This is a genomic window from Streptomyces sp. GS7, from assembly GCF_009834125.1.
GTDB lineage: Bacteria > Actinomycetota > Actinomycetes > Streptomycetales > Streptomycetaceae > Streptomyces.
Window position 1 is genome coordinate 8700402 of record NZ_CP047146.1, and the last position, 26211, is coordinate 8726612.

At 72.5% G+C, this 26211-nt stretch carries 18 protein-coding genes, 1 tRNA gene and 1 other RNA gene; 6 read left to right on the top strand and 14 right to left on the bottom strand.

What is annotated here, in order from left to right; genetic code table 11:
- Window positions 1–36 precede the first annotated feature (36 nt).
- Window positions 37–1077, bottom strand: coding sequence for a hypothetical protein (locus GR130_RS37900; protein ID WP_159509012.1), 1041 nt, complete (start codon window positions 1075–1077; stop codon window positions 37–39).
- A gap of 378 nt (window positions 1078–1455) precedes the next feature.
- Window positions 1456–2298 (bottom strand): class I SAM-dependent methyltransferase, encoded by an 843-nt coding sequence (locus GR130_RS37905; protein WP_159509014.1) that lies wholly within the window; start codon window positions 2296–2298, stop codon window positions 1456–1458.
- A gap of 68 nt (window positions 2299–2366) precedes the next feature.
- Here GR130_RS37905 and GR130_RS37910 point away from each other — a divergent pair, with 68 nt between their 5' ends.
- Window positions 2367–4316: a S9 family peptidase gene (locus GR130_RS37910; RefSeq protein ID WP_236573848.1), complete on the top strand. Its 1950-nt coding sequence runs from the start codon at window positions 2367–2369 to the stop codon at window positions 4314–4316.
- Window positions 4317–4499: 183 nt separating this feature from the next.
- On the opposite strand, the gene GR130_RS37915 is transcribed toward GR130_RS37910, so the two are convergent.
- The 10 genes from GR130_RS37915 to ffs form a co-directional block, all read right to left on the bottom strand.
- Window positions 4500–5531: an SURF1 family protein gene (locus tag GR130_RS37915; RefSeq protein WP_236573849.1), complete on the bottom strand. Its 1032-nt coding sequence runs from the start codon at window positions 5529–5531 to the stop codon at window positions 4500–4502.
- 344 nt (window positions 5532–5875) lie between these two features.
- The gene (locus GR130_RS37920) at window positions 5876–6871 is read right to left on the bottom strand and encodes a hypothetical protein (protein ID WP_236573850.1); all 996 of its coding nucleotides are present in this window, start codon (window positions 6869–6871) and stop codon (window positions 5876–5878) included.
- A gap of 491 nt (window positions 6872–7362) precedes the next feature.
- Complete coding sequence (locus tag GR130_RS37925; RefSeq protein ID WP_201305259.1) at window positions 7363–7938, bottom strand: SigE family RNA polymerase sigma factor; 576 nt, start codon at window positions 7936–7938, stop codon at window positions 7363–7365.
- Between the two features lie 506 nt (window positions 7939–8444).
- Complete coding sequence (locus tag GR130_RS37930) at window positions 8445–9575, bottom strand: aspartate-semialdehyde dehydrogenase (RefSeq protein ID WP_159509016.1); 1131 nt, start codon at window positions 9573–9575, stop codon at window positions 8445–8447.
- Window positions 9572–10843 (bottom strand): aspartate kinase, encoded by a 1272-nt coding sequence (locus GR130_RS37935; protein WP_159509018.1) that lies wholly within the window; start codon window positions 10841–10843, stop codon window positions 9572–9574. The genes GR130_RS37930 and GR130_RS37935 overlap by 4 nt, the downstream gene beginning before the upstream one ends.
- Before the next feature lie 332 nt (window positions 10844–11175).
- Complete coding sequence (locus tag GR130_RS37940) at window positions 11176–11838, bottom strand: DUF5063 domain-containing protein (RefSeq protein ID WP_159509020.1); 663 nt, start codon at window positions 11836–11838, stop codon at window positions 11176–11178.
- On the bottom strand, window positions 11831–12430 hold the full coding sequence (recR, locus tag GR130_RS37945) for a recombination mediator RecR (RefSeq protein ID WP_159509022.1): 600 nt from the start codon (window positions 12428–12430) through the stop codon (window positions 11831–11833). The genes GR130_RS37940 and recR overlap by 8 nt, the downstream gene beginning before the upstream one ends.
- Window positions 12431–12481: 51 nt before the next feature.
- On the bottom strand, window positions 12482–12832 hold the full coding sequence (locus tag GR130_RS37950; protein WP_078893978.1) for a YbaB/EbfC family nucleoid-associated protein: 351 nt from the start codon (window positions 12830–12832) through the stop codon (window positions 12482–12484).
- Window positions 12833–13093: 261 nt separating this feature from the next.
- Window positions 13094–15589: a DNA polymerase III subunit gamma and tau gene (locus GR130_RS37955; protein ID WP_159509024.1), complete on the bottom strand. Its 2496-nt coding sequence runs from the start codon at window positions 15587–15589 to the stop codon at window positions 13094–13096.
- A gap of 86 nt (window positions 15590–15675) precedes the next feature.
- Window positions 15676–15774: signal recognition particle sRNA small type (gene ffs, locus GR130_RS37960), an RNA gene on the bottom strand.
- 120 nt (window positions 15775–15894) lie between these two features.
- Between ffs and GR130_RS37965 the strand changes: the two genes are divergently transcribed.
- Window positions 15895–15979 (top strand) — tRNA-Ser (locus GR130_RS37965).
- A gap of 313 nt (window positions 15980–16292) precedes the next feature.
- On the opposite strand, the gene GR130_RS37970 is transcribed toward GR130_RS37965, so the two are convergent.
- Window positions 16293–17702 carry a DUF2079 domain-containing protein gene (locus GR130_RS37970; RefSeq protein ID WP_236573851.1) on the bottom strand — a complete coding sequence of 470 codons (1410 nt, stop codon included), beginning with the start codon at window positions 17700–17702 and terminating at the stop codon, window positions 16293–16295.
- Window positions 17703–17822: 120 nt separating this feature from the next.
- Between GR130_RS37970 and GR130_RS37975 the strand changes: the two genes are divergently transcribed.
- From GR130_RS37975 to GR130_RS37990, 4 genes are all read left to right on the top strand, one after another.
- Window positions 17823–18500, top strand: coding sequence for a response regulator transcription factor (locus tag GR130_RS37975; protein WP_159509026.1), 678 nt, complete (start codon window positions 17823–17825; stop codon window positions 18498–18500).
- Between the two features lie 106 nt (window positions 18501–18606).
- Window positions 18607–19971 (top strand): sensor histidine kinase, encoded by a 1365-nt coding sequence (locus tag GR130_RS37980; RefSeq protein ID WP_443043790.1) that lies wholly within the window; start codon window positions 18607–18609, stop codon window positions 19969–19971.
- A 32-nt stretch (window positions 19972–20003) separates the two neighbouring features.
- Window positions 20004–20792 (top strand): GntR family transcriptional regulator, encoded by a 789-nt coding sequence (locus GR130_RS37985; protein WP_159509029.1) that lies wholly within the window; start codon window positions 20004–20006, stop codon window positions 20790–20792.
- A gap of 3 nt (window positions 20793–20795) precedes the next feature.
- On the top strand, window positions 20796–21554 hold the full coding sequence (locus GR130_RS37990) for a glycosyltransferase family 2 protein (RefSeq protein ID WP_159509031.1): 759 nt from the start codon (window positions 20796–20798) through the stop codon (window positions 21552–21554).
- A 233-nt stretch (window positions 21555–21787) separates the two neighbouring features.
- On the opposite strand, the gene GR130_RS37995 is transcribed toward GR130_RS37990, so the two are convergent.
- Window positions 21788–25801 (bottom strand): nSTAND1 domain-containing NTPase, encoded by a 4014-nt coding sequence (locus tag GR130_RS37995; protein WP_159509033.1) that lies wholly within the window; start codon window positions 25799–25801, stop codon window positions 21788–21790.
- Window positions 25802–26211 lie beyond the last annotated feature (410 nt).

Consider the following 26211-nt stretch of genomic DNA (forward strand, 5'->3'; position numbering starts at 1 on the left):
CCCTCTGCCACTTCTCCTACTTCGCCGCTGCTTCTGCTACTTCGCGCCGTCCGGGGTCGCCCGCCAGGTGACCGGCTGGGCGCCGTCCCCGTTCCCCTGGAAGGTCAGCGAGGCCGGCGGATCGCCCTTCGGCAGCATGTGGATGGTGCACTCGGTCACCGAGGCCCCCGGCTTCACCATCTTGTCGGGGGTGGCCTCGGGGCACTGGGTCACCCCGGGGCCGCCGATGTCCAGCAGGATCAACTTCCGCGCCTGCTGCCCGCTGACGGTGGTCAGCGTCAGGCTGTCGTTCATGCTCGGCAGCAGGTCGTACTTGCCGGTGTTCTTGTACTCCACCGTCACGTAGTACGGGATGAGCTTCTTCTGGTCCGCGTGCAGGTCGAAGCGGCTGAGATCGTCGAGGGACCCGGCGCGGACGCTCTTCGGGGTGGCCAGGACCGTGACCGTATGGCGTTCGCTGTCCGTCGTGGCCGCGTCGGCGGGCTTGTTGGCGGGCAGCACACCGGCCGCGCCCCCCTGGGTGCCGCCGATCTGCCACAGCAGGGTGTCTCCGCCGTCGTCCTTGTAGGAGACGTTCGCCGGCTTCTGCCCCTTGGACAGCATGAAGATCAGGCACTCGGCCGTGGTCTCACCGGCGGCCAGCTGCGTCTTCCCCGGCTCCCGGCACTCGGGCGGCAGCCCGGAGTCGGTGGCCAACGGGTTGGTCCGGAACAGCGAGACCTGCTCGCCGGCCTGGCCGTCCGCCCCTGTGACCGAGAAGTTCCGCTCCGGGTACAGCCCCTTCACGGTGTCCTTGCCGGTGTTGGTGTAGGAGAAGGTGAGGTAGTACGGCACCTTCCCCTTGAGGCCGTCGTCCAGCCGGATGTGCGCGAGGTCGGACTGGTCGCCGCGGGCCAGGCGGGTGGGCTTGAGTTGCAGCGCGTGCGGCTTGTGGTCGGTGTCGGTCCAGGTGCCCGCACGGGCCGCGGACTCCATCGGGAGCGGCTTGGCGGGTACGACGGCGGGCGACGCCCCCGGTGCCGCCTTCCCGCCGGACGCGCCGCCGCACCCCGCGGCCAGCAGCATGAGCACGCTCACCCCCGCGGCACCGACCGTCCCTCTGCGCACACGCACATGAACCCCCGTGAAGTCGTCCTTCGGAGCCGTCGCCCGAAGTGTTGTCTGGAGCGCCCGTCGGCGTGGCCGGTCCCGCGGGGCCGACGCCGTCCTGCCCTGCTGACGGCCCTGCCACGCTGACGCCGACCGGACAAAACCGACCGGGCGTCCACCACAGTAACCGGCGGGCACCGGAGCAATTCCGGTGACCCCGGGGGCAGATCGCGGGCAGCACCGCGCAGCGCACCCCACCGGCGCAGACCGTGCCGGAGGCCACATCACGGACCAGGTTGGCGGCCGACCGCAGACCACGTCGGAGGCCGCATCGCACACCGCGTCAGGTCTGCTTGGCCGCTTTGGTCAGCTTGGCGCTTCGGGCGGTTTGATCGCCTTCAGCGAGTACATCAGCGGGATACGGGGCCGGTCCTCCGGAAACCGGTAGAACCCGTCGTCGCCCCGCCGCAGTTCGCCGAACCGCTGAAACATCGTCATGTCGTGCTCATGCAGGAATTCGATACGCAGTCCGGAACCCGCCACCGCGCTGACGACGTCCCCGAGCGAATGCTGCCATTCGACGCTCCTGTTGTGGACCGTCACCGCACCGAAGTCCGTGTAGCTGCCGGGAGCGTCCTCGTCCCACGCCTCACGGCGGAAGTAGTCATGGACGACCTGCGATCCGGTCCTGTCGTCCAGCACATCGCACAGCGGGTGGAATTCGGCGAGGTAGAGAAAACCACCGGGGGCGACCAGCGACGCGGCGGTCTCGGCCCACCGGACCAGGTCCGGAAGCCAGTTCACCGAGCCGATGCCCGTGTACACGATGTCGTAGGCGGCGTCGGGGACGGCTTCCGCGGCGTCATGGACATCGGCGGCCACGAACGACGCGCGGTCCGGGCCGTAGCCGAACTCGGCCGCCAGTTCGCGGGCCGCCTCGACGGCCGGAGCGGAGAAGTCCAGACCGACGACGCGGCCTGCTCCGCGATGCGCCCACGACAGCGTGTCCTGGCCGAAGTGGCACTGGAGATGGAGCAGGCTCCGGCCCGTGACGTCACCGACCTCCGCGGCCTCGAAGTCGCGAATGACGTCCCGGGTCCGCCGGAATGCGTCCTGGTCGTAGAAATCGCTCGCGATGTGGAGAGGCACCCGCTCGTCCCACCTCGCGCGGTTCACCTCGCGCCAGTCATCGGGCGTGTGTTGTCGCATAGCGCGAAGTTATCCACAGCCTGTCGGCCCCGCCAACGCATTTTCCGCGGCGGGCGCAGAATGGCCCCATGACTGACGAGACCACAGGCCCCGGCCGCACCCCCGCCGATCCGCCCCCGCCCGCCCCCGATTCCGCCGCCACCCCCGCGGCCAAGGCTCCGGGCGGCGCCGGCGGCGCAGCTGACGGCTCGACCGGCCCGGCCGCCGACCTGCCGGAGTGGGAGAAGCGCTTCCGCGCCCCGCGGATCGGGCTGCCGGAGTGGGCCGAGTACGCCCCGGACCGCTCCCTGTTCGTCTCGAACGCCACCGGCACCTTCGAGCTGTACGCCTGGGACCGCGCGACCGGCGGCCAGCGGCAGGCCACCGACCGCCCGCACGGCACGACGGACGGGACGCTGTCGCCGGACGGCGAGTGGATCTGGTGGTTCTCCGACACCGACGGGGACGAGTTCGGCGTGTGGATGCGGCAGCCGTTCGCGGGCGGCGCGGACGAACCGGCCGCGCCGGGGCTCGCCCCCTCGTATCCGGGCGGTCTGGCCATCGGCCACGACGGCACCGCCGTCATCGGCCGCTCCACGGACGAGGACGGCTCGACGGTCCACCTCGTACGGCCCGGGGAGCCGCCGGTGGAGATCTACCGCCACCGCGAATCGGCCGGCGTCGGCGACCTCTCCCACGACGGTTCGCTGATCGCCGTGGAGCACACCGAGCACGCCGATGCGATGCACTCCGCCCTCCGCGTCGTCCGCCCGGACGGTTCGACCGTCGCCGAGCTGGACGACACCCATGGCGGCACCGAGGAACTGGGCCTGTCGGTGATGGGGTTCGCACCGGTGGACGGTGACAGCCGGCTCCTGGTGGGACACCAGCGACGGGGCCGCTGGGAGCCGATGATCTGGGACCCGCTGACGGGCGTGGAGACCGCCCTGGAGATCGACCTGCCCGGCGACGTGGGCGCGGACTGGTATCCGGACGGATCGGCACTGCTGATCGAGCACGAATACCAGGCCCGCAGCGAGCTGTGGCGCTACGACCTGGGCGCACCGGGCACCGCGGACGGCGGCACCCGGACCGGCGGGCCCGCGCTGACCCGGGTCGAGACCCCCGCCGGCACGGTCTCCGGCGCGACGGCCCGACCGGACGGCACTGTCGAGTTCCTCTGGTCGTCCGCGGCCCAGCCCTCGGAGGTCCGGTCGACGAGCGGCACCGTGGTCCTGGACCCGCCCGGCATGAAGGCCCCCGGATCGGTCCCGGTGACCGACGCCTGGGTGGACGGGCCCGGCGGCCGTATCCACGCCCTGGTGCAGCAGCCCCCCGGCAAGGGCCCCTTCCCGACCGTCTTCGACATCCACGGCGGCCCGACCTGGCACGACAGCGACGCCTTCGCCTCCTCACCGGCCGCCTGGGTCGACCACGGCTTCGCCGTCGTCCGCGTCAACTACCGCGGCTCGACCGGCTACGGCCGCGCCTGGACGGACGCGCTCAAGCACCGCGTCGGGCTGATCGAGCTGGAGGACATCGCCGCGGTGCGCGAGTGGGCGGTCGCCTCCGGCCTCGCGGACCCGGAGCGGCTGGTGCTCGCGGGCGGCTCCTGGGGCGGCTATCTGACGCTGCTGGGCCTGGGCACCCAGCCGGACGCCTGGGCGGTGGGCCTGGCCGCGGTCCCGGTGGCGGACTACGTCACGGCCTACAACGACGAGATGGAAGCCCTCAAGGCCATGGACCGCACACTCCTGGGCGGCACCCCGGAAGAGGTCCCCGAGCGCTTCGAGGCGTCCTCCCCGCTGACGTACGTCGACGCGGTCCGCGCCCCCGTCTACATCTCCGCCGGCGTCAACGACCCCCGCTGCCCGATCCAGCAGGTCGAGAACTACGTCCAGCGCCTGGAGGGCCGCGGCCACCCCCACGAGGTCTACCGCTACGACGCGGGCCACGGCTCCCTGGTGGTGGAAGAGCGCATCAAGCAGGTCCGCCTGGAACTCGACTTCGCACGGAGGCACATGAAGCCGAAGGAGTAGAACCGAGCGGGGGAGGGGCGGGGCGGGGGGAGGGGGCGGGGGGGGAGGCCCCCCAGGGCCCAAGCCGCCCCGAGATCGGCCTCGCCCCAGCAGCAGCCAGGCCGCAGTGATCAGTCAGGCCCCAGTGGTCAGTGAGGCCACGGGCTCAGGCACGGGCCACGGGCTCAGGCACGGGCCACGGGCTCAGGCACGGGCCACGGTCTTCTTCCCGTCCCCGTCCCCGCCCCCATCGGCCTCGGCGTCCGCGGCCGGGGCGGGGGCTGCGCCCGTCGCAGCCTCCGAGTTCGCCGCAGCTCCCGGGGTCACCGCAGCCTCCGGGTGCGACACAGCCTCCCGGTTCGACGCAGGCTTCCGGTTCGACGAAGCCTCCGGGGGCGCCGCGGTGTTCGATGAAGCCTCCGGGGTCGCCGCGGTGCCCGCCGGTTCCTCCGGAAGGATGCCGAGGGCCGCGTCCTTGGCGGCTTCGGCCTCACGGCGTACGAGGCGGAACCACATGAAGACGACGAACCCCGCGAAGACGAACCACTCGCCGGTGTAGCCGAGGTTCTGGAACGCCTTCATGTCCAGGCCGCTGCCCTCCGCGGCGGCCGGCGGGACGGCGTGCAGCGGGGCCGTCGGATCGGTGAGCGTGATCCAGGCGTCGTAGACCCCGTACGGCACGATGTTGACCAGCGAGGCCGCACTGATCATGCCGAGCTGCCCCTGCGGCAGACCGCCGCCGGCCTGCACCCCGTCCGTGCCCTGGTTCTCGGACGCCTGCAGCGCGCCGGTGACCGTCACCTCTCCCTTGGGCGGCGCGGGCACTTTCGCCGTATCGGCCGGCACACTCGCGTCGCCGGGCAGCCACCCCCGTACGACCGGGAGGGCCTTGCCGCTGTCCGTACGCAGCAGGGTCAGAACGTAGAAGCCCTGCTGGTCACCGTTCTTGCCCTTCAACGTGCGGCCCGGTACGAGCAGTTGGTGCGCGTTGTCGTACTGGCCGCGGGCGCTGGCCTGGCGGCCGGAGGTGACCTGGTTGACGGGCAGCAGGCTGTCCAGCGGACGGGCGGCCGCGGTCTTGGCCTGGGCGGATCGGTTCTCCTGCTGCTGGTGCGTGGCGACCCGGGCGTCGAAGCGGCTCAGCTGCCAGCTGCCCATGAAGATGCAGAAGGGGATCGCCAGCACGGCGAAGACGTTGATTCCCCACCACCGCGGGGTCAGCAGGAACCGGTACACCCCACCAACGGTACGGGTCCCGCACCGCGCGGCGGCACCGCCCCCTCCCCGCCGCGACTCCGGGCCCCTGGACCTGCACCGATGACGACCGGCCAATGACGGCCGCCAGCGAACAGAGACCAGCCATCAGCGATCAGCGATCAGCGATCAGCGATCAGCGATCAGCGATCAACCGAGAACCGACAACCGACAACCGATGGTCAGCGGCCGACGACGGACGACCGACACAGCCTGCGGCCGGCAACCGACAGCCGCCGCACGCGCCCGCAACCCCCACCACAGAGCGGCGCCACGAAGCAGCCCCAGTCCCCCGGAACAGCCCGAGTCCCCCGAGTCAGCCCCCGCTACGACGCCGCCAGCGGCGCCGTGCGGTACACCGTCCCCGCGCAGGCGTCCGCGATCTTGGCGTCCGCCGCGACCGGTTCGCCGGACTCCGGAGTGTGGCTGAGGAGCACACCGCCGGCCGCCGGCCCCTTGTCCCCGGAACTCTCTCCGCTGCCCACCTGGCCGCCGCCGGCTCCGTCGGGGGCCGGCGCGGCGGCGCCCGGGGACGCCGCGGGCCCCTTGGACGGGTCGGGGGTCGGCGACGGTCTCGGCGTGACGCAGCCGGTCTTGCCGCCGCCCGCCGCCGGGATCCAGGCGAACTTGACCTCGTACGCCTGCCCCGGCTTGAGCACCAGCTGGTCAGGGGTCGTGGCCGGATCCGGCAGCCCGGTGGCGTCGTCGCCCGTCGTGTGGTCGACGAGATGGACCTTGTCCGACTTCGTGGAACCCTGCGGGGTCAGCTCGACGGTCCCGCCGCCCTGCACCGAACAGGCGGTACCGGACGTGTTGACCACCCGGAACGCGCCGTAGACCCGCCCCGCGGAGTCCGCCGGACCGACCGTGCTGGTCCCCCGGCCGAGCTGGTCGCGTCCACAGGCCGGCGAGGTGACGTCCATGGTCGTGTCGGGGGCGGGCGTACCGACGCCGGCGGCCTCGCCCGTACCGGGCGTCACGGCGCCCTGGTCCCCCGTGGCCGCGGTCCGGCCGCTGCCGGGCCTCCGGCCGTCGCTGCCGGTCGGCCGCGCACTGGCCTGTGCGGGGCCTTCGCCGCGTGTACCCGCGGTGTCGTGATCGGCGCGCCGGCTGCTGGCGGTGTTGGTGGAACGGTCCCCGGAGCCGTCGCCGAAGTCGGCGACACGGACCATCGCCGGGATCGCCGTACCGCCGAGCAGCAGCACCGCGACCGCGCCCACGAGGGCGTGCCGCCGCCGCTGACGACGGGCCGGGACCGCGCGCCGCAGCTCCTCCAACGCGTCCGGCGCAGGCTCCAGATCGGCGACGCGGGACCGCAACAACCGTCTCAGCTCGTCCTCGCCGCCAAGGCCCTCGCCACCGAAGTCCCCACCACCGAGGCCACGTCCACCGAGGCCCCCACCGCCGACGCCACCGCCGGCCGAACCACCAGCCCCGTCAGCAGAGCCTGAGCCGGAACCTGAGCCGGAACCCAAGTCAAAACCGAAACCGGAGCCGAAGTCGAAGTCGAAACCCGAGCCAGAACCGGAGCCAGAGCCAGAACCGGAGCCGGAAGAGGACCCATCCCCCTCACCCACAACACCGCCCAGCTCGGCACGACCGCCCAGCTCGGCACGACCGCCCTGCTCGGCCCCACCGCTCTCGTACGCGCCGCCACACTCATACGCGGCACCACACTCATACGCGGCACCGCTCTCGTACGCGCCGCCGCTCTCGCCCGCACCGCCGTTTCTGTGCGCACCACCGCTCCCGGCCGCCCGGCCGGTCTCGTCCGTGCTACCGGGCTCGGTACCGCGCCCGGCTCCTGCTCCACTCACGCCGGAGCCTCCATAGCGACGCGGAGCGCCGCGATACCGCGCGACCCGTACGCCTTGACGGAGCCGAGGGATATGCCCAGCGTCTGCGCGACCTGGGCTTCCGTCATATCGGCGAAGTAGCGCAGCACCAGTACCTCGCGCTGGCGGCGCTGCAGTCCGCGCATGGCCTGGATCAACTGGTCGCGCTCCAGGAGGTCGTACGCGCCCTCCTCGGCGCTCGCCATGTCGGGCATCGGCTTGGACAGCAGCTTGAGCCCGAGGATGCGGCGGCGCAGTGCGGAGCGCGAGAGGTTGACGACGGTCTGCCGCAGGTACGCCAGGGTTTTCTCGGGGTCGCGGACCCGACCGCGCGCGGAGTGCACGCGGATGAAGGCTTCCTGGACGACGTCCTCGCAGGAGGCGGTGTCGTCGAGGAGCAGCGCGGCCAGGCCGAGAAGCGAGCGGTAGTGCGCGCGATACGTCTCGGTGAGGTGGTCGACTGTGGTGCCCGCTGCCATCGCGTCGTCAGTGTCCCCACGCTGAGAAGGAAGCTGCGCGGGGCGCGCGGCGGGCCAGGGGGCGATCACCGGCATGCCCCCGGACACCCGCGGGAGCTGCGGGCGCACTGCCGCGCCTGCCGCACCCGCCGGAGCGATGGTGAAACCGAGTACCTCTGCCACGCCTGTTGGACACGCTTCCCCCCAAAAGGGTTGTACGCGCAAGGCATCGCTTGTGACGATGCGTTAAATGCCCTCATGCGTACCAGCTCTTCCCCAATGTCCCAATCGTCCCGACGTATTCGCCCCGCCACCCAGGACCCTGGAACAACCCGCGGACACTTCGCACCACCCGCAGGTGGCCGGAGAGACGCCCCCCACGGGCCGACGGTTGCAGCACCCGAGGAAGCGAATGATCGAACAGGACATCAGCCCAGTTCAAGCGGTCCGGACCAGCGCCCAGCGCACAAAATCTTCACACGACGTACAAATTATGTCCCAGGCGTCCTGAGCCACGACACCGCATCCGGCCAACTCCCGTCCCGGGTCCGGCCGACGTGGGACAACGGGCCCGGCGACCGCGCCGGCCCACCGGCCATCCCCTACGCCCGCGGTTCCCCGGCCGCCAGCTCGGCCGCCACCAGCTCCCCGATCTGCGCCGTGTTCAGCGCCGCCCCCTTGCGCAGGTTGTCCCCGCACACGAACAGCTCCAGCACCCGCGGATCGTCCAGCGACCGCCGCACCCGGCCCACCCAGGTGGGATCCGTCCCCACCACATCCGCCGGCGTCGGGTACTCGCCCTCCGCCGGGTCGTCGCTCAGCACGACGCCGGGGGCCGCCGCCAGTATCTCGTGGGCGCCCGCGACCGTGACCTCGTTCTCGAACCGCGCGTGCACGGCCAGCGAATGCGTGGTGATCACCGGGACCCGTACGCAGGTCGCGGTGACCGGAAGGTCCGGCAGCCCCAGGATCTTGCGGGACTCGTTGCGGATCCGCAGCTCCTCCGAGGACCAGCCGTCCTCCTGGAGCGAGCCAGCCCACGGCACGACGTTGAGCGCGAGCGGCGCCGGGAACGGCCCCAGGGTGTCGCCGACCGCCCGCCGCACATCGCCCGGCGTGGTGCCCAGGTCCGTACCGGACACCGCCGCGAGCTGTGCCCGCAGCGTCTCGGCGCCGGCCTGCCCGACCCCCGTCGCGGCCTGGTACGAGGAGACGATCAGCTCGCTCAGCCCGTACTCGGCGTGCAGCGCGCCCAGCGCGACGATCATCGAGAGGGTGGTGCAGTTCGGATTGGCGATGATGCCGCGCGGCCTCATCCGGGCCGCGCACGCATTGACCTCGGGCACCACCAGCGGCACCTCCGGGTCCATCCGGAACGCGCCCGAACTGTCCACCGCGACCGCGCCCTTGGACACCGCGACCGGCACCCACTGCGCGGCGACCTCGTCGGGCACGTCGAACATCGCGACGTCGATGCCCTCGAAGGCGTCCTCGCTCAGTCCGACGACCTCGACCTCTTCACCCCGCACGGTCAGCTTGCGGCCGGCCGAGCGGGGAGAAGCGATCAGCCGGATCTCACCCCAGACGTCGGCCCGCTCGGAAAGGATCCCGAGCAGGACCGCGCCGACGGCGCCGGTGGCACCGACGACGGCGAGATCCGGCTTGGCGGCCGCACGGGCCCCCGCCCTCGCCGCATCAGCGAAGGACGGGCGGCCCGCCTCGGCCGGAATCATCGTCCGGTGCCGCCATAGACGACGGCTTCGTCGCTCTCGGTGTCGAGTCCGAAGGCGCTGTGCACGGCCTGCACCGCCTCCTTGACGTCATCGGCGCGGGTGACGACCGAGATGCGGATCTCGGAGGTCGAGATGAGCTCGATGTTCACGCCCGCGTTGGACAGCGCCTCGAAGAACGTCGCGGTGACGCCCGGGTTGGTCTTCATGCCCGCGCCGACCAGCGAGATCTTGGCGATCTGGTCGTCGTAGCGGAGCGAGTCGAAGCCGACCGCGGCACGGGTCTTCTCCAGCGCCGCGATGGCCTTGCGGCCCTCGTCCTTCGGCAGCGTGAAGGAGATGTCCGTCAGCCCGGTGGTGGCCGCCGACACGTTCTGGACGACCATGTCGATGTTGACCTCGGAGTCCGCGATGGCGCGGAAGATGCGCGCGGCCTCACCCGGCTTGTCCGGGACCCCGACGACCGTGACCTTCGCCTCGGAGGTGTCGTGCGCGACGCCCGAGATGATTGCCTGCTCCATCGGCCTGTCCCCTTGCGGTTCGTTGCTGACCCACGTGCCCTTCAGCCCCGAGAAGGACGAGCGGACGTGGATCGGGATGTTGTAACGGCGTGCGTACTCGACGCAGCGGTGCAGCAGCACCTTGGAGCCGGAGCTGGCCAGCTCCAGCATGTCCTCGAAGGAGATCTGGTCGATCTTCCGGGCCTTCTTCACGACCCGCGGGTCGGCGGTGAAGACACCGTCCACATCGGTGTAGATCTCACAGACCTCGGCGTCAAGGGCGGCGGCCAGCGCCACGGCGGTGGTGTCCGAGCCACCCCGCCCCAGCGTCGTGATGTCCTTCTTGTCCTGGGACACGCCCTGGAAGCCGGCGACGATGGCGATGTTGCCCTCGTCGACCGAGTCCCGGATACGGCCCGGCGTGACATCGATGATCCGTGCCTTGTTGTGCACGGAGTCGGTGATGACACCTGCCTGGCTGCCGGTGAAGGACTGCGCCTCGTGGCCGAGGTTTTTGATCGCCATCGCCAGCAGGGCCATGGAGATCCGCTCTCCGGCGGTCAGCAGCATGTCGAACTCGCGCCCCGACGGAATCGGGGACACCTCCTGAGCGAGATCGATCAGCTCGTCCGTCGTGTCGCCCATCGCCGAAACCACGACGACCACCTGGTGGCCGTTCTTCTTGGCTTCGACGACTCGCTTGGCAACGCGCTTGATGCCCTCGGCATCCGCAACGGATGAGCCGCCGTACTTCTGCACGACAAGGCCCACGTGCGCTCCTCGCAACTGTCTCTGCGGGAGGGAGTCCCTCCCGGACCCCCGGAAACGGGGGTACTGCGGTCGGCTCAGTCTAACGAGCGGGCGGCATACGCCCCGCTACCACCACATGGTGAGACGCAGACCACGCTGTGACCATCCCGATCATCCCGCCCACCGACATCACGCCTCGGTGAGCACCGTGAACGCCGCGTCCCTCGGCGGCTCCGCGCGGTGCACCGTCGCACCGGCTCGGCGAGCACCTGCCCGCTCCACACCCGGACACACGGGAACGTAACCCAGGTCACACCCCGCGCACCGACCGGAGACCGGCGGTCACCCTGCCCTCACACCCCGCGCAGCCCCAGCGGTGCGGCGATCTCCTCCGCCATGACCTTGCCGGCCTCCTCGGCCAGCCGCTCCTCGTCCCCGTTGGCGTCGCTGTCGGTGTCCAGGCCGTCCAGCGCGTCCAGCGGCTGGTCGAGGCGTACGTGGGCGACCAGCGACTGGAGGGCGCGCAGCGCGGCCGAGGCGGTCGGGCCCCAGTTGGAGAGGTAGGAGAACTGCCACCACCACAGCGCCTCGGTGACCCGGCCCTCGCGGTAGTGCGCGAGGCCGTGCCGCAGGTCGGTGATGACGTCGGCGAGGTCGTCGGAGAGCCGCGAGGCCACCGGCTCGCTGCGCGGCACATACGGGTCGAAGACCTCGGAGTACACGTCGACCGGGTCCAGCAGCCGTGCGAACCGCTCGCGCAGCTCGTCCACGTCCGGCTCCGGGCCGGTGTCCGGTTCGTACCGCTCGTCGGGAACGATGTCCTCATGGGCCCCCAGCCGGCCGCCGGTGAGCAGCAGCTGGGAGATCTCCAGCAGCAGGAAGGGCACCGCGCTGTCCGGCTCGTCGCCCTTGGCGACCTCGGTCACCGCAACGATGAAACTCTCGATCGAGTCGGAGATCGATACGGCGAAGTCGTCCGGGTTCTGTGTCGTGTTGTGCAGCGTGGCATCAGACATCGAGAAGTCTCCTCCCTTCGAAGGCCCGCCCGAGCGTGACCTCGTCGGCATACTCCAGATCGCCTCCGACCGGCAGTCCGCTGGCCAGTCGCGTCACTGTGAGGCCCATCGGCTTGATCATGCGGGCCAGGTACGTGGCCGTGGCCTCGCCCTCCAGATTCGGGTCGGTGGCCAGGATCAGCTCGGTGACCGCGCCGTCCGCGAGCCTGGCCAGCAGTTCCCGTATCCGCAGGTCGTCGGGGCCGACGCCCTCGATCGGGCTGATCGCCCCGCCGAGGACGTGGTACCGGCCGCGGAACTCCCGCGTCCGCTCGATCGCCACGACGTCCTTGGGCTCCTCCACGACGCAGATGACCGCCGGATCGCGCCGCGGGTCCAGGCAGACCCGGCACTGCTCCTCCTGCGCGACATTGCCGCACACGGAGCAGAACCGGACCTTCGCCTTGACCTCCATCAGCGCGTTCGCGAGCCGGCGGACATCGGTCGGCTCGGCCTGAAGGATGTGGAAGGCGATCCGCTGCGCGCTCTTGGGACCGACGCCGGGCAGCCTGCCCAACTCGTCGATCAGATCCTGGACCACGCCTTCATACACGGAACGTCTTCTCCCTCTTCTGCCGTGCTGCGTACGCTAGTTGGCTGCTCCTCAGAAGGGGAGGCCGGGGATGCCGCCGCCGCCCAGCCCCTGGGCGAGCGGGCCGAGCTTCTGCTGCTGGAGCTTCTGTGCGCTGGCGTTGGCGTCCCGGACCGCCGCGAGGACGAGATCGGCGATGGTCTCGGCGGTGTCCTCCGCGGAGTCGGTGTCGACCGCCTTCGGGTCGATCACCAGCGCCTGGAGCTCACCGGAGCCCGTCACCGTCGCCTTGACCAGACCGCCGCCCGCGGAGCCCTCCACGGGCGTCTCCGCCAGCTCCTGCTGGGCGGCTGCGAGGTCCTGCTGCATCTTCTGGGCCTGCTGAAGCAGCTGCTGCATATTGGGCTGACCACCGGGGATCACGACGTGACTCCTGCCATACGACAACGATTGGTGCGGTAGCCCGAGCCTACGTGTTTCCCGGGCCCCGCGCCCTACGCCGCAGGGAGGAGCACGGATCTCCCTCCCAGCTCCCGCACACCCGCCCTCCCCGCGCCTCAACGACTCCGGGCAGACCGGTCGAACACGGGTCATCCGCGCGTCATATGCGGCCGAATATGCCCGTACGAAGCGAAACTTCGCGATCACCCACCGCTGCCGCTCCCCCTCACCTGTGACTGTGCGTCACTCGTTGTTGAACTCCTCGACGACCGTCGCGCCGAGCTCGCGCACGATCAGCTCATGACCGCTGAGCGCCGAGTCGACGAGATCCGGATCGTCCTCGGCCGGCATGTCGTACTCGATCGCCATCGGCGGCTCCGGCGCGCTGTACGAAGGCTCCACCGGAGGCCCGCCCTGGCCACCGCCCGCGGACGCCGACGGGGCCACCGCCTCCCGTGCCATCCGCGCGCCCTGGCTTCCGCCACCGCCCGGCCCGTACTGCCCGCCGGGGGCCTCGGACGCCGGGGCGCTCGGCTGGGGAGCCGGCTGCGGGGCCGCCTGCTGCGGCGCGGCCGGGGCACCGCCGAAGCCGCCCCCGCCGCCGCGGGCACCGCCGGCCGGCGGACTGGCACCACCCGACGGATCGACGATCGCCTCGACCCGCCACTGGAGCTGGAACCGCTCGGCCAGCACGTCCTTGAGGACCTCCTCGCTGCCGCCGTTCGCGAAGCTGTCCCGGGCCCCGGCGTTGGGGAAGCCGATCTGGAGCGTCGTCCCGTCGAACCCGGAGACCTGGGCGTTCTGGCTCAGCAGGATCCAGGTGAACCGCCGCCGGTCCTTCACCGCGTCCAGGATCTGCGGCCACATCTGCCGCACCTGCGCGGCCCCCTGCGCCGCACCGCCGGAAACCTGCTGCCCCACGGGCGCGGGCGCCGCCCCGGCACCCGGCACGGACGCACCCGGCACGGACGCCCCACCGGAGCCACCGGCCCCGGAAGCACCGGACGCCGCCTGGCTTCCCGCGCCTCCCTGACCGCCCTGACCTCCCTGCCCCGGCGCCACGGCCGACGGCCAGCTGCCGGGCTGCCGCGCCCCGCCCGCGGCACCGCCACCACTCAGCTGCGTGGCGCCGGGCCAGGCTCCGGGCCGCCCACCGGCCGCCGAACCACTCTGCGGACCACCCGGAGCACCGCCCTGCGGACCACCCTGGGGGCCGCCCTGGGGCGCCGCCTGCCCACCGTCGTACGCACCACCCGGCACCGCACCCGTCCCCGGAGCGGCAGCCGGCGGGACCGCAGTACCTGCCCCTGCACCTGCCCCTGCACCTGCCCCGAGACCGGCATCGGCACCGCCGCCACCACCCGCGCCCGCCGCCCCGCGCACCGCGGCCCGCGCCGCGGCGGGACCGGACGGCTCGGCCGGCATCGGCGGATGCGCCTCCGGCCCCGGCGCATACGCGGCCACGGGTCCGCCCCCGGACTCCAGCACCGCCCCACCGGGACCGACGGGCCCGCCCCCACCGGGACCGCCGAGGCCGCCGCCGGGACCGGCCGGACCGCCCAGCGCCACCGCGCCGGCGCCCAGGCCCCGCTCCAGGCGGTCCAGCCGCGCCTGCACCGATCGTTCGTCGTCGTACGCCGCGGGCAGCAGCACCCGCGCGCAGATCAGCTCCAGCTGGAGCCGCGGCGAGGTCGCGCCGCGCATCTCCGTCAGGCCCGCGTTCACCAGATCCGCGGCCCGGCTCAGCTCTCCTGGGCCGAACACCGCGGCCTGCGCCGTCATCCGCTCCACGACATCGGCGGGTGCGTCGATCAGCCCCTTCTCCGCCGCGTCCGGCACCGCCGCCAGGATCACCAGGTCCCGCAGCCGCTCCAGCAGATCCGCCACGAACCGCCGCGGGTCGTTGCCCCCCTCGATGACCCGGTCGACGACCTCGAAGGCCGCCGCCCCGTCCCCCGCGGCGAACGCCTCCACGACGGAATCCAGCAGCGACCCGTCCGTGTACCCCAGCAGCGCCGTCGCCATGGCATACGTCACACCGTCCGCGCCGGCACCGGCGAGGAGCTGGTCCATCACCGACATCGAGTCACGCACCGACCCGGCCCCGGCCCGCACCACCAGCGGCAGCACCCCGTCCTCGACCGGGATGTCCTCCCGCCCGCACACCTCCGCCAGGTACTCCCGCAGCGTCCCCGGCGGCACCAGCCGGAACGGATAGTGATGCGTCCGCGACCGGATCGTCCCGATGACCTTCTCCGGCTCGGTCGTCGCGAAGATGAACTTCAGATGCTCCGGCGGCTCCTCGACGACCTTCAGCAGGGCGTTGAAGCCCGCCGAGGTCACCATGTGCGCCTCGTCGATGATGTAGATCTTGTACCGGCTGCCGGCCGGCCCGAAGAACGCCTTCTCCCGCAGCTCACGCGCGTCGTCGACACCGCCGTGGGACGCCGCGTCGATCTCGATCACATCGATCGAGCCCCGGCCGTTCCGCGCCAGGTCCACACACGACTGGCACTTCCCGCACGGCGTGGGAGTGGGACCTTCCTCACAGTTCAGGCACCGCGCCAGGATCCGCGCGCTCGTCGTCTTGCCGCAGCCGCGCGGCCCGCTGAACAGATAGGCGTGGTTGACGCGGTTGTTCCGCAACGCCTGCTGCAGCGGATCGGTCACGTGCTCTTGCCCGATGACCTCGGCGAAGGTCTCGGGGCGGTAGCGGCGGTACAGCGCAAGGGACGACACGCATACGACGATATCGGGCCCCACCGACAACCGGCCCGTCCCCGAACCTCCGGCTCCTCCCCTGCACAGGGGAGACCCCGTCCGCAAACGCAAGCGCCCCCCACGCACCCGCCAGAGCCGACCTACCCTTGCTGCCTTCCGGCCCTGGGGGAGTTCAGTCAGATAGCGCCACGTGAGGGGCTGCGCTCCACACTAGCGGATCCACCCCCTGGAAACGACCCGGCCCCCGACCACACCTCCCCGTCGACCCTCCTCCTCCGGATCATGTTCGCGAGCACTGCCCGACGTCTTGTATTGTTTGCGGCGGAGGATTCGCCTAGTGGCCTAGGGCGCACGCTTGGAAAGCGTGTTGGGGGCAACCCCTCACGAGTTCGAATCTCGTATCCTCCGCACTCGCCCAGCAGGGCAGACGAAGGTCCCGACCGGAATCCGGTCGGGACCTTCGTCGTTGTCCGGTCTCAGTTCTGCCCCCTGTTCCGCTCTGCGTTCTGTCCCCGCTCCGCTCCCTGTTGCCCCTGGTCGCCGGAGGGCGGCGTCAAGTGCCGTGCCGGGCCGCCTGCGTTGGCCCTGTGGCCCGCGTCACGGACGGCCACGGCCCGACTCCGTTCCGGCCGGACCGCCCGGTGACGGAACTTCCCGCCGGGCCCGCCCGAGTACCGCACCGGACGCGTGATCGTGGGGCTGATGTGACGGGGCCGGCCGGTCATCGGTCGGCGAGCCGGTAGAGCTGGATGCCGGAGCGCTCCAGGACCAATCGGTAGCCGAGTGAGGGAATCTGCGGCAGGCGGGGCAGCTCCCAGGGGAAGTCGGGCAGGCCGCCGCGGGCCGGGTCGCTGATCAGCAGCCACTCCGGCCTGGTGCCGCTGTCCAGGGCTTGCGGGAAGCGGTGGACGCGGGCCCGTGAGGTGAGCTGCGGGGCGAGGCGGTTGACGGCGGCGATCTCGGCGCCGTCCGGTACGGCGGCCGTGACCTCGCGGACCGCGCCGGCCCAGGGGCTGGGTCGCCACGCGGGGCCGGCCAGATCCCGCAGGGGGAGGAAGGGGAGAGCCAGCAGGCTCGCCGTGACACTGACGGCCACGATCCGGGTGGTCGGTTCGGGCCGGTGCAGCCTGCCCAGTGCGTCGGCGAAGGCGAGGAAGACGATGGGCATCAGGACGGCGCTGTAGTGGTAGTCCAGCCCCCAGTACGCCGGGTTCGTCGACCAGAAGCGCCAGGCGAGTGTGGGCAGCGCGAGGAGGACCAGCGGCGAGCGCAGGGCCAGGAACGCGGTCGGGGCGAGCAGCGCGAGCAGCGTGCCGAGTTTCCGCGGTGGCAGGAGCAGCCGGGTGAGCGGATCGCCGGCGGCCTGGGTGGCGGTGTTGAGGTAGTCGTAGTGGCCGCCGGGGTTGAGGGCCGGGATGACGACCAGCACGATCAGCAGGCCGGAGAGCACGCCGTAGGCCGATACGGCAAGGCCGAGTCGGCGGCGGCCGGACAGCAGGAGGTACAGGCCGATCGCGGTGACGGTCAGCGGTAGGTCTTCCTTGACCAGGACCAGTGGCGCCGCCCAGGCGGCGGCGGTGCGCCAGCGGCGCAGGGCCAGGTTTTCCAGGCAGAAGGCGAGCAGCGGGACCGCGAAGGCTATCTCGTGGAAGTCGAAGGCGACGGCTTTCTGCAGGCCCCAGGACAGGCCGTAGGCGATGCCGATCGCGGTGCCGAGCCGTGGGGTGGTGGTGCGGATCGCCAGCCGGGTGACCGGGATGACGGACAGCGCGACCAGGGCGGCCTGGGCGGTGAGCAGGGTCAGCGGGGTCGGGAAGAGCCGGTAGAGCGGGGCGAGGGTGGCCAGGATGGGGTGGAAGTGGTCACCGAGGAGGTTGTAGCCGGCGCCCTTGAGCTCGGAGACGGGGGCGCGCAGCTGGGCGTAGGCGCGTACGGCCTGCTCGAAGATGCCCAGGTCGTAGCCGGTGGACCGGAGTTGGAGGTGCCTGGTGACCGACAGCGCGGTGTAGGCGGCGAGGAACAGTGCCGCCAGGAGGTGGGGGCGGGTCGTGTGTCGTCGGTGGGTGTCACCGCCGCGGGGCGGCGCCGGGTCCGTGGACGGACGGGGGCGGGACGGGGCGGGGGTGGACACCGGGCACTCCTGCGGGACGCGGGCGGGGGCGTCCACCGTCGGCCGGCGGGCATGAAGCGGCGATGAAGCCGCATGAAGCGATCTTCATGTGGGGATGCGCGCCCATGGGACGATTGCGGAGTGCGCGTGCTGGTGGTCGAGGACGAGGAGCGGCTGGCTTCCGTGCTCCGCCGCGGCCTGGAGAGCGAGGGCTACGCCGTCGACGTGTGCCATGACGGCCGCCACGGCCTGTGGATGGCCCGGCAGCAGCCCTACCAGGCGATCATCCTGGACATCATGCTTCCCGGCCTGGACGGGTACCGGGTCTGCGACCGGCTGCGGCGCGAGGACGTCCGCACCCCGATCCTGATGCTCACCGCCAAGAACGGTGAGTACGACGAGGCGGAGGCCCTGGACACCGGGGCCGACGACTACCTGGCCAAGCCGTTCTCCTACGTGGTGCTGCTGGCCCGGCTCCGGGCGCTGATCCGCCGCGGCGGCCCCGTGCGTCGGCCCGCCGTGCAGATCGGGGACCTGCACCTCGACCCGGCCACCCGCCGGTGCCGCCGCGGCGGGACCGAGATCGAGCTCACGGCCAAGGAGTTCGCCGTCCTCGCCTACCTCGGACTGCGGGCCGGAGAGGTGGTGAGCCGCGCCAACCTGCTGGAAGAGGTCTGGGACGCCCATCACGAGGCCGCCAGCAACATCATCGACGTCCACATCAGGGCGCTGCGCCGCAAGATCGACATCCCGTTCGGCCGCTGCAGCATCCGTACCGTGCGCGGCGTCGGCTACCGGCTGGTCGACGATGATCGGTAGGGGCCTGCCGATCCGCCTCCGCGCCGCCCTGGCCGCGGCCCTCACCGCCGCCCTGGCCTTCACCGCCGGCGCATGGTGGCTCCGCCACGAGGTCTACGCCTCGAAGATGGGCGACATCCGCAACCGGGCCAGAGCCAGCCTGGACGTCATCGAGCAGCGCTACAAGTACGGCTACGGCAGCGGCCAGGTCCTCTTCGAGACCCCCTACACCTGGGTGATCGTCGACCCTGCGGGCCGTTTCGTCGAAGGCGACCCCGACCTGCAGCCTTTCGTACCCGCCCCGCTGTACGGGCTCCCCGACCGGCCGGGACCGACCGTCCCCATCGAGCAGGACCTCCACCTGGGCGCCGTTGCCGACGATGCCCCGGCCGGCAGCAGGGAACTCTCCGACCACGACTTCAGGGTGGTGACCTCGGCCTTCCACGGCCCGGGCCTGCTCGACGGCAGGGCGCGCGCCCCTGTCGAGAACCTCACGCTGCACATCCTCGTCACCCCCCAGGAGGCCGAGGAGGCCGTCGCCACCGTCGACCAGGTGCTGTACGTCGGCCTTCCCGCGGCGGTCCTCCTGGTCGCCCTGATCGTGTGGACCACCGCCTCGCGGGCCCTGCGCCCCGTGGAGGTCATCCAGCAGCGCCTGCGCACCATCACCAGCCGTGACCTGAGCCTGCGCGTGCCCGTCCCACCCCGCCACGACGAGATCGCGCGCCTGGCGGCCACCACCAACGACACCCTGGACCGGCTGGAACAGGCCGTCGAGCAGCAGCGGCGTTTCACCGCCGACGCCTCCCACGAACTGCGCACCCCTCTCGCCTCGTTGCGAGCCGACCTCGAAGTGGCCCTGCACTACCCCGACCGCACGAACTGGCCCGAGGTCATCCGCGGCACCCTCGGCGACGCCGAACGCCTGGAGCGGCTCATCGAGGACCTGCTCCTGCTCGCCGATCTCGACAACCGCACCCCGTCGACCGCCCACCCCGTCGACCTGGGCGCCCTGGCCCGGAAGGCAGCCGCACAGGCACGCCGGCACGCGCCCGCGTCCGTCTCCGTCTCCGTCCAGGTCGACTGCCCGGCGGGCGACGGCGTCACCGTCCACGGCGACGCGCGGCAGCTGGAGCGGCTGCTGCGCAACCTCCTCGACAACGCCGTGCGGCACGCCCGCGGCCGCGTCCAGGTCACCGTCTCCGCCCCCGCCGGCACCGCCCTGGTCGACGTCCGCGACGACGGCCCCGGCATTCCCGCCGAGCACCGCGAGCGGATCTTCGAGCGGTTCACCCGCCTCGACGCCTCCCGCAACCGCACCAGCGGCGGTACCGGCCTCGGCCTGGCCATCGCCCGCGAGATCGCCCACAACCACCACGGCACCCTCACTCTCGGCGAGACCCCACCGGCCGCCGGAGCCCGCTTCGTCGCCGCACTGCCCCTCCAGGAGGGGCGAGCCCCGCGGTCGTCAACTCCTCATGAGGAGTCGTAGCCTGGAGGTATTCGGCGGAACGGTGAGCTTCCATGGCAGTGGCGTACGAGCGGATTGCGGACGAGCTGCGCACCGCCATCCGCGCGGGTCGGCTCGGGCCCGGCGACCGGCTGCCGGCGGAGACGAAGCTCGCCGAGCGGTTCGGGCGCAGTGTGCCGACCGTCCGGGAGGCGCTGCGCGCGCTGCGGGACGAGGGCCTCATCGAGAAGCGGCACGGCATCGGCAACTTCGTCCGCCGTGAGCGCACCCTCGCGCGGCGGACCAACCTCCGGCACCAGTGGGAGAAGGACCGGGCCCGTGCGCCGGTGGCGCAGCGGGCGATGACCGGTGCCACCGAGCACGACACGGGGCTGAAGGTGAACGACCTTGTCTTCCGGGCCCGTTATCGCGAGATACCGGCGCGTGCCGATCTCGCCGCGGCGCTCGGCGTGCGCGAGGGTGCGGCGCTTCTCGAACGCAGTTACCGGACGCGGCACGCCACCGAGAGCGCGCCCTTCAGCCTGGTGACCTCCTACCTGGTGCGCGACATGATCGCGTCGAACCCCGATCTGCTGGACGAGACCAAGGAGCCGTGGCCGGGGGGTACGCAGAGCCAGTTCCATTCCGTCGGAATCGAGCTGGACCGCGTCGAGGAGCGCGTCACCGCCCGCCCGCCGATGCCGGAGGAGGCCGAGGAGCTGGAGCTGCCGCCCGGGACGTCCGTCCTGGTGCTCCGGAAGACCTCGTACGCCACCGACGGCCGCGTCGTGGACGTCACCGACCTCGTCCTGCCCGGCGACCGTACGGAACTGCTGTTCACCACTCCCCTGGAAAGGTGGTGAGCCGTGCGCCGGCGCATCATCGTCGTCACCGCCGTCCACGCGCCCTCCGCGCGGTTTCTGCCGGACGCCCACGCATCGCTCACCCGGCAGGAACTCCCCGACGGGTGGGAGTGGCACTGGGTGATCCAGGAGGACGGCACGAGCGGCGAGGTCGCCCGGTACGTCCCGGACGACGCCCGGGTGACCTTCCGGCAGGGCCGCCCCGGCGGTCCGGGCGTCGCGCGCACCATCGCCCTCGCGCAGGCGGACGGCGAGTACGTCAAAGTCCTGGACGCGGACGACCAGTTGCCGCCCGGCACGCTGGCCCGGGACCTGGCGGCGCTCGAAGGCGACCGCGGTATCGGCTGGGCGACCTCCCGCGTCCTCGACCTCCTCCCCGACGGCTCCACCGCCGGTTTCGACGGCGACCCGGAGCCGGGCCCGATCGAGCGCGGTGCCGTCCTCGACTTCTGGAAGGCGCACGACTTCCTCGCCCAGGTCCACCCGGCGACCCTCTTCGTCCGCCGTGACCTGCTCCTCGCCCTCGGCGGCTGGATGGCCCTCCCGGCCTCCGAGGACACCGGGCTGCTCCTGGCGCTGAACGCCGTCAGCCGCGGCTGGTTCTCCGCCGAGGTGGGCCTCCTCTACCGGAAGTGGCCCGGGCAGGCGACCGGGCAGGCATCCCACACCGACGCCGCCGAGCGCGCCGCCCGCATGGCGGTGGTGGAGGCGCGGGCGCGCCGGCTCGCCGACCTCAACTGGCGCTATCCCGGCATGGATTGACCCGGAGTGCCCCGGTACGTCCCCTGGTCGGGGTGGCCCGACGGGGAGTTCGCGGGCGGCGGCGAGGGGCGTTCGGGCAGAAAAAGGCCCGATCGCTGGCGACGGGGGATGCACCAGCGATCGGGCTGTGATCAACCCTAGCAAGGCTGCCTGCGTGACGGGAGTCAGCTGCCGCATTGCGGGGTGAAGTTGTGACCGGGGTCACGTCCAGCGTGGGCCGGACCCCGGCTTCGTCACGCGTCGCACGGGGGCTCGTACGAGAGATGGGGCAGGTACTCATGCCACTTGTCCGGCGTCAGCACGCCCCGCGTGGTGGAGCAGATGCGGCGGATCGCCGTGTCGGTGTCCAGGCTCCACAGCCGGACGGTGCCCGCACCGCTCGACACCCCCAGCATGTGGCTCTGGGGGCTGAACGCCAGGAAGTTGCCCGTCTTGGCGCTGGGGCTCGCGGCCTGGCCGATGGGGGCGGCCCGGTCGGGGGCCGCGACGTTCCAGAACCGGACCGTGTTGTCGTTGCCGCCGCTCGCCAGGGTGCGGCCGTCCTTGCTGAACGTCAGTGACACGACCTCTTCGGTGTGGCCGGTGAGGGGGGAGCCCAGCCGGGTCGCCCTGCCGGGGGCGGCGGTGTTCCAGAGGCGGACGGTGTCGTCCGCGCTGCCGCTGGCCAGCGTCCGGCCGTCCGGGCTGAAGGCGAGCACGTTGACGGGTCCCAGGTGGCCGGTGAGAGGCGTGCCGAGCAGGGTGGCGTGCGCCGGGTCGGCGGTGTTCCAGAGGCGGATGGCGTCGTCCGCGCTGCCGCTGGCCAGTGTCCGGCCGTCCGGGCTGAAGACGAGGGTGTTGACATAGCCCTTGTGGCCGGTGAGGAGGGGGCCGAGCGGACGGGGGCGGGCCGGGTCCTCGATGTTCCACAGCCGGACGGTGTAGTCGTCGTAGGCGGTGGCCAGGGTGCGGCCGTCCGGGCTGAACGCCACGGTGTCGGGGCCCGCGAAGCGGATCGGCAGCGGGAGGGGCGGCCCGTAGGGGACCGGCCGGGCCGGGTCGGTGACGTTCCACAGCTGCACCGCGGGGCGCGGGCTTCCCGTGCGCACCGCGAGGGTGCGGCCGTCGGGGGAGAACGCCAGCGCGTAGACGTTGCCCTGCCCCGGCAGGAACGGCTCGCCCAGCGCCACGGGCCGCTCGGGCGTCTGCACGTTCCACAGCCGGACCTTCCGGTCGGGGGCGGCGGTGGCGAGCACCCGGCCGTCCGGGCGGAACGCGCCGATCCGGCCGACCATGTTCGACGTCGGGATGGACCACAGCCGGACCTTGCTGTCGCCGCTCCCCGTGGCGAGGGTCCGCCCGTCGGGGCTGAAGCCCACCGCGTACATCTCGCCGCTGCCGCCGGCGAGGGACTCGCCGACCTGCGACGGGTAGGCCGGGTCGCTGACGTTCCACAGGCTCGCGGTGCTGTCCGCGCTGCCCGCGGCGAGCATGTTCCCGTCCGGGCTGAAGGCCACGGACCACAGGGGCCCGGTGTGGGCGGTGAGCGGCGCGCCGATCGCCGCCGGGTGACTCGGGTCGGCGGTGCTCCAGAGGCGGAGGGTGTTGTCCGCGCTGCCGCTGGCGAGCGTCCGGCCGTCCGGGCTGAACGCCACGGAGTGCACGGTGGCCGTGTGGCCGGTCAGCACCGTGTCGACCGGCTGGGGAGCGTTCCGGTCGGCCACGTCCCACAGCCTGATCGCGGCGTCGTCGCCGCCGGCCGCCAGCGTCCGGCCGTCGGGGCTGAACGCCACGGAGCGCACCGCGGCGGTGGGGCCGGTCAGCGGCGCGCCGAGCGGGGCCGGCCGGCGTGGGTCGCCCACGTCCCACAGGCGGACGGTGTGGTCCTCGTCGGCGGCGGCCAGGGTGTGCCCGTCCGGGCTGAAGGCGAGCAGGTAGATCGTGCCGTCGTGGCCGGTGACCGGGGCACCGAGCGGGCGGGGGTGGTACGGGTCCCGTACGTCCCAGAGCCGGATGGTGCCGTCGTCCGAGGCGCTGGCGAGGGTGGTGCCGTCCGGGCTGAAGACCGCGGTGCTCACCCAGCTCGTGTGGCCGGTGAGGGGCGTGCCCAGGGGCTTGGGGCGCGCCCGGTCGGACACGTCCCACAGCCGGACGGTCCGGTCGTAGCTGGCGGTGGCCAGAAGCCGCCCGTTCCGGCTGAACGAGGTGAGGTAGACCGCGCCGGTGTGGCCCGCCAGCGGCGTGGCCAGCGGCGCGTTCACGATCGAGATCAAGCGGTTGTCGGTGCCCTGGTCGCCGGGCCGCAGGCGGTGTGCCACCAGGTCGAGCTGCGCCGACAGGGACGGATCGGTGTACTGGGCGCGGTCGGCTTCGGCGAGCACCTGCTCGAAGACGGTGTCGTCCCGTTGCTGCCACGCGACCACGGCCGCGCCGGCGGCCAGCATCGCCATGACGACCAGCGCCGCCACCGCGCCGCGGCTGAGCCAGACCGTACGCCGGCGCAGCCGGACCGAGGCGGCGAGGAACTCCACCGCGCTGCGGGTGAGGAAGGTGTCGCCGGCGGATTCCGCCCAGGTGCGGGCCTGTTCCAGACGGGAACCGCGGTAGAGCAGGGACGGGTCGCGGTGCGAGCCCTCCCAGGCCCGGCCGTCCTCCTCCAGCCGCTGCCGCAGCAGGTTGCCGTTGCGGTCCTCGTCGATCCAGTCGCGCAGCCGCGGCCAGGCGTGCAGCAGCGCTTCATGGGTGATCTCCACGGCCTCCGCGTCGAGGGTCACCAGGCGGGCGTGCACCAGCGCTTCGAGCGATTCCTGCGTTTTGCCGGGGTCGGTCGACTCCTCCGCCAGCTGGCGCCGCGTCCCCCGCCGGCGGGTGGCCTGGGTGTCCTCGCCGAGCCGGACGAGCCTCAGCAGGAGCAGCCGCGCGGCCGTGCGCCCCGTCGGGTCGAGGCCGGACCAGGCCCGCTCGGCGGTCGCCGCCACCGCCCCCTGGATGCCGCCCGCCGCGCGGTATCCGGCCAGCGTCAGCCGCCCCGCCTTCCGCCGCTGCCAGGTGGCGAGCAGGGCGTGGGAGAGCAGCGGCAGCACCCCCGCGTCGTGCGCCCCGCCGGGGCCGTCGGCGCTCACTTCACGGACGATCAGCTCCGCGAGCCCCGGTTCGAGTTCCAGGCCCACGGCCTTGGCCGGGCCGTTCACCGCCTCGCGCAGCTCCGCGGCGGTCAGCGGTCCCAGCACCATGTGCCGGTGCTGGAGGGCGTCGGCCAGTTCGGGATGGCCGAGGCACTGCTCGTAGAAGTCGGCCCGTATGCCCAGGATGACGAGCACCGGGGCCGGGTCGCCCGGGTCGGCGGGTGTGCAGGCGGCGTGCAGGAGCTGGATGAAGGTACGGCGGGCCGCCTCGTCGGAGCAGAGGGTGAACGCCTCCTCGAACTGGTCCACGAGCAGGACCGGAAGGGCGGCGGACGGCGTCCCGCGCCGCGCCCATGCCGTGGTGGCCTCCCGCACCGCGTGCGGGTCGGGCGGGGTACCGGGCTGCTCGGCCGCCGCGGTGATGACGGGGGTGAGTTCGGGGATCCGGCGGCCCAGCTCCCCGAGGGGGTCGCCTCCCGGCACGAGCTGGAGCACCTCCCTCCCCTGGCCGTCCCCGTCGTCGCCGAGAGCACCGCTCTGCAACGCGGGCACCAGACCGGCGTTCAGCAGGGAGGACTTCCCCGCCCCGGAGGCGCCCACCAGCATGACCAGGCCGCCCGTCTTCTCCGCGGCGCGCAGCTGGGCGACGAGGGCCTCCGTGCTCCGCTCCCGGCCGAAGAACCACCGGGCGTCCTGCCGGCGGTACGAGGCCAGCCCCCGGTACGGGCACACACCGGGGACGGCCGGGGCGTCGGCCGGCGGGCCTTCCTCCTCCTGTCCGGAGGGCGCGGCGCGGTCGCCCACCGGGCCGGCGACCGCGCGCTCCCACAGCCGCTGCCAGTGGGCCACGTCGTACAGGCCCGCGGACACCGGAACGGGCCGCTGGCGCCGCGCCTGGGGAATCAGGACGTGCAGCACCGCGGCGAGCGCGGCGAACTGTGCGGGCACGTTCTTGGCTCGCCGCCAGTCGCTGATCCGCTGCACGGACACCCGCACCGGGCGCCCTCGTTCGTCGACCCGCGAGAGCCGGACGACCGCCTCGGCCACCTGCTTGAGCGGCGGGTTGCCCGCCTCTTTGTAGAGCAGCGCAAGACGTTCCGCGAAGGCTGTGCGTGCCCCTGAGTCGGAACTCAAGGTCTCCACCCCTTTACTCCCCCGCACCTGTTACATCCGGACCGGAAAAGTCACCTTAACCGGCTGACCTGCGGCGAAGCAGGGGGCCCGGAACCGGAACCTCCTCGGCCGGGCCCGCAGCTGGCAGGATCGCAGCTCAGCGGCACCTCACCGGGAACGACCCGGAGGGGCCGGCAGCTCAGCACTCGGAAACACGCCCCCCACACGTGTTCTCGGCCACCGCCTCCGGAGTTCATGACCCGGTGGCGACGTCTCGGCTCATGAGGCCGAGGGATCCATGGCGCCGGTCCCCCGCGGACCGCTCACGTCGACCACGGATCCGGCCCTCCGCGATCCACGCCACCGCGGCGCGGATCGACGTCGCCTGTGCCATCCGGTAGCGGTCCCCACGAGGGGAGGGACCGGTACCGGATGGCGCG

Coding starts and splice junctions, on each gene's coding strand:
- GR130_RS37905 (WP_159509014.1), bottom strand. CDS start 2,298: ATGCGACAACACACGCCCGATGACTGGCGCGAGGTGAACCGCGCGAGG.
- GR130_RS37910 (WP_236573848.1), top strand. CDS start 2,367: ATGACTGACGAGACCACAGGCCCCGGCCGCACCCCCGCCGATCCGCCC.
- GR130_RS37925 (WP_201305259.1), bottom strand. CDS start 7,938: ATGCCGGTGATCGCCCCCTGGCCCGCCGCGCGCCCCGCGCAGCTTCCT.
- GR130_RS37930 (WP_159509016.1), bottom strand. CDS start 9,575: ATGATTCCGGCCGAGGCGGGCCGCCCGTCCTTCGCTGATGCGGCGAGG.
- GR130_RS37940 (WP_159509020.1), bottom strand. CDS start 11,838: ATGTCTGATGCCACGCTGCACAACACGACACAGAACCCGGACGACTTC.
- GR130_RS37980 (WP_443043790.1), top strand. CDS start 18,607: ATGGGCGACATCCGCAACCGGGCCAGAGCCAGCCTGGACGTCATCGAG.
- GR130_RS37985 (WP_159509029.1), top strand. CDS start 20,004: ATGGCAGTGGCGTACGAGCGGATTGCGGACGAGCTGCGCACCGCCATC.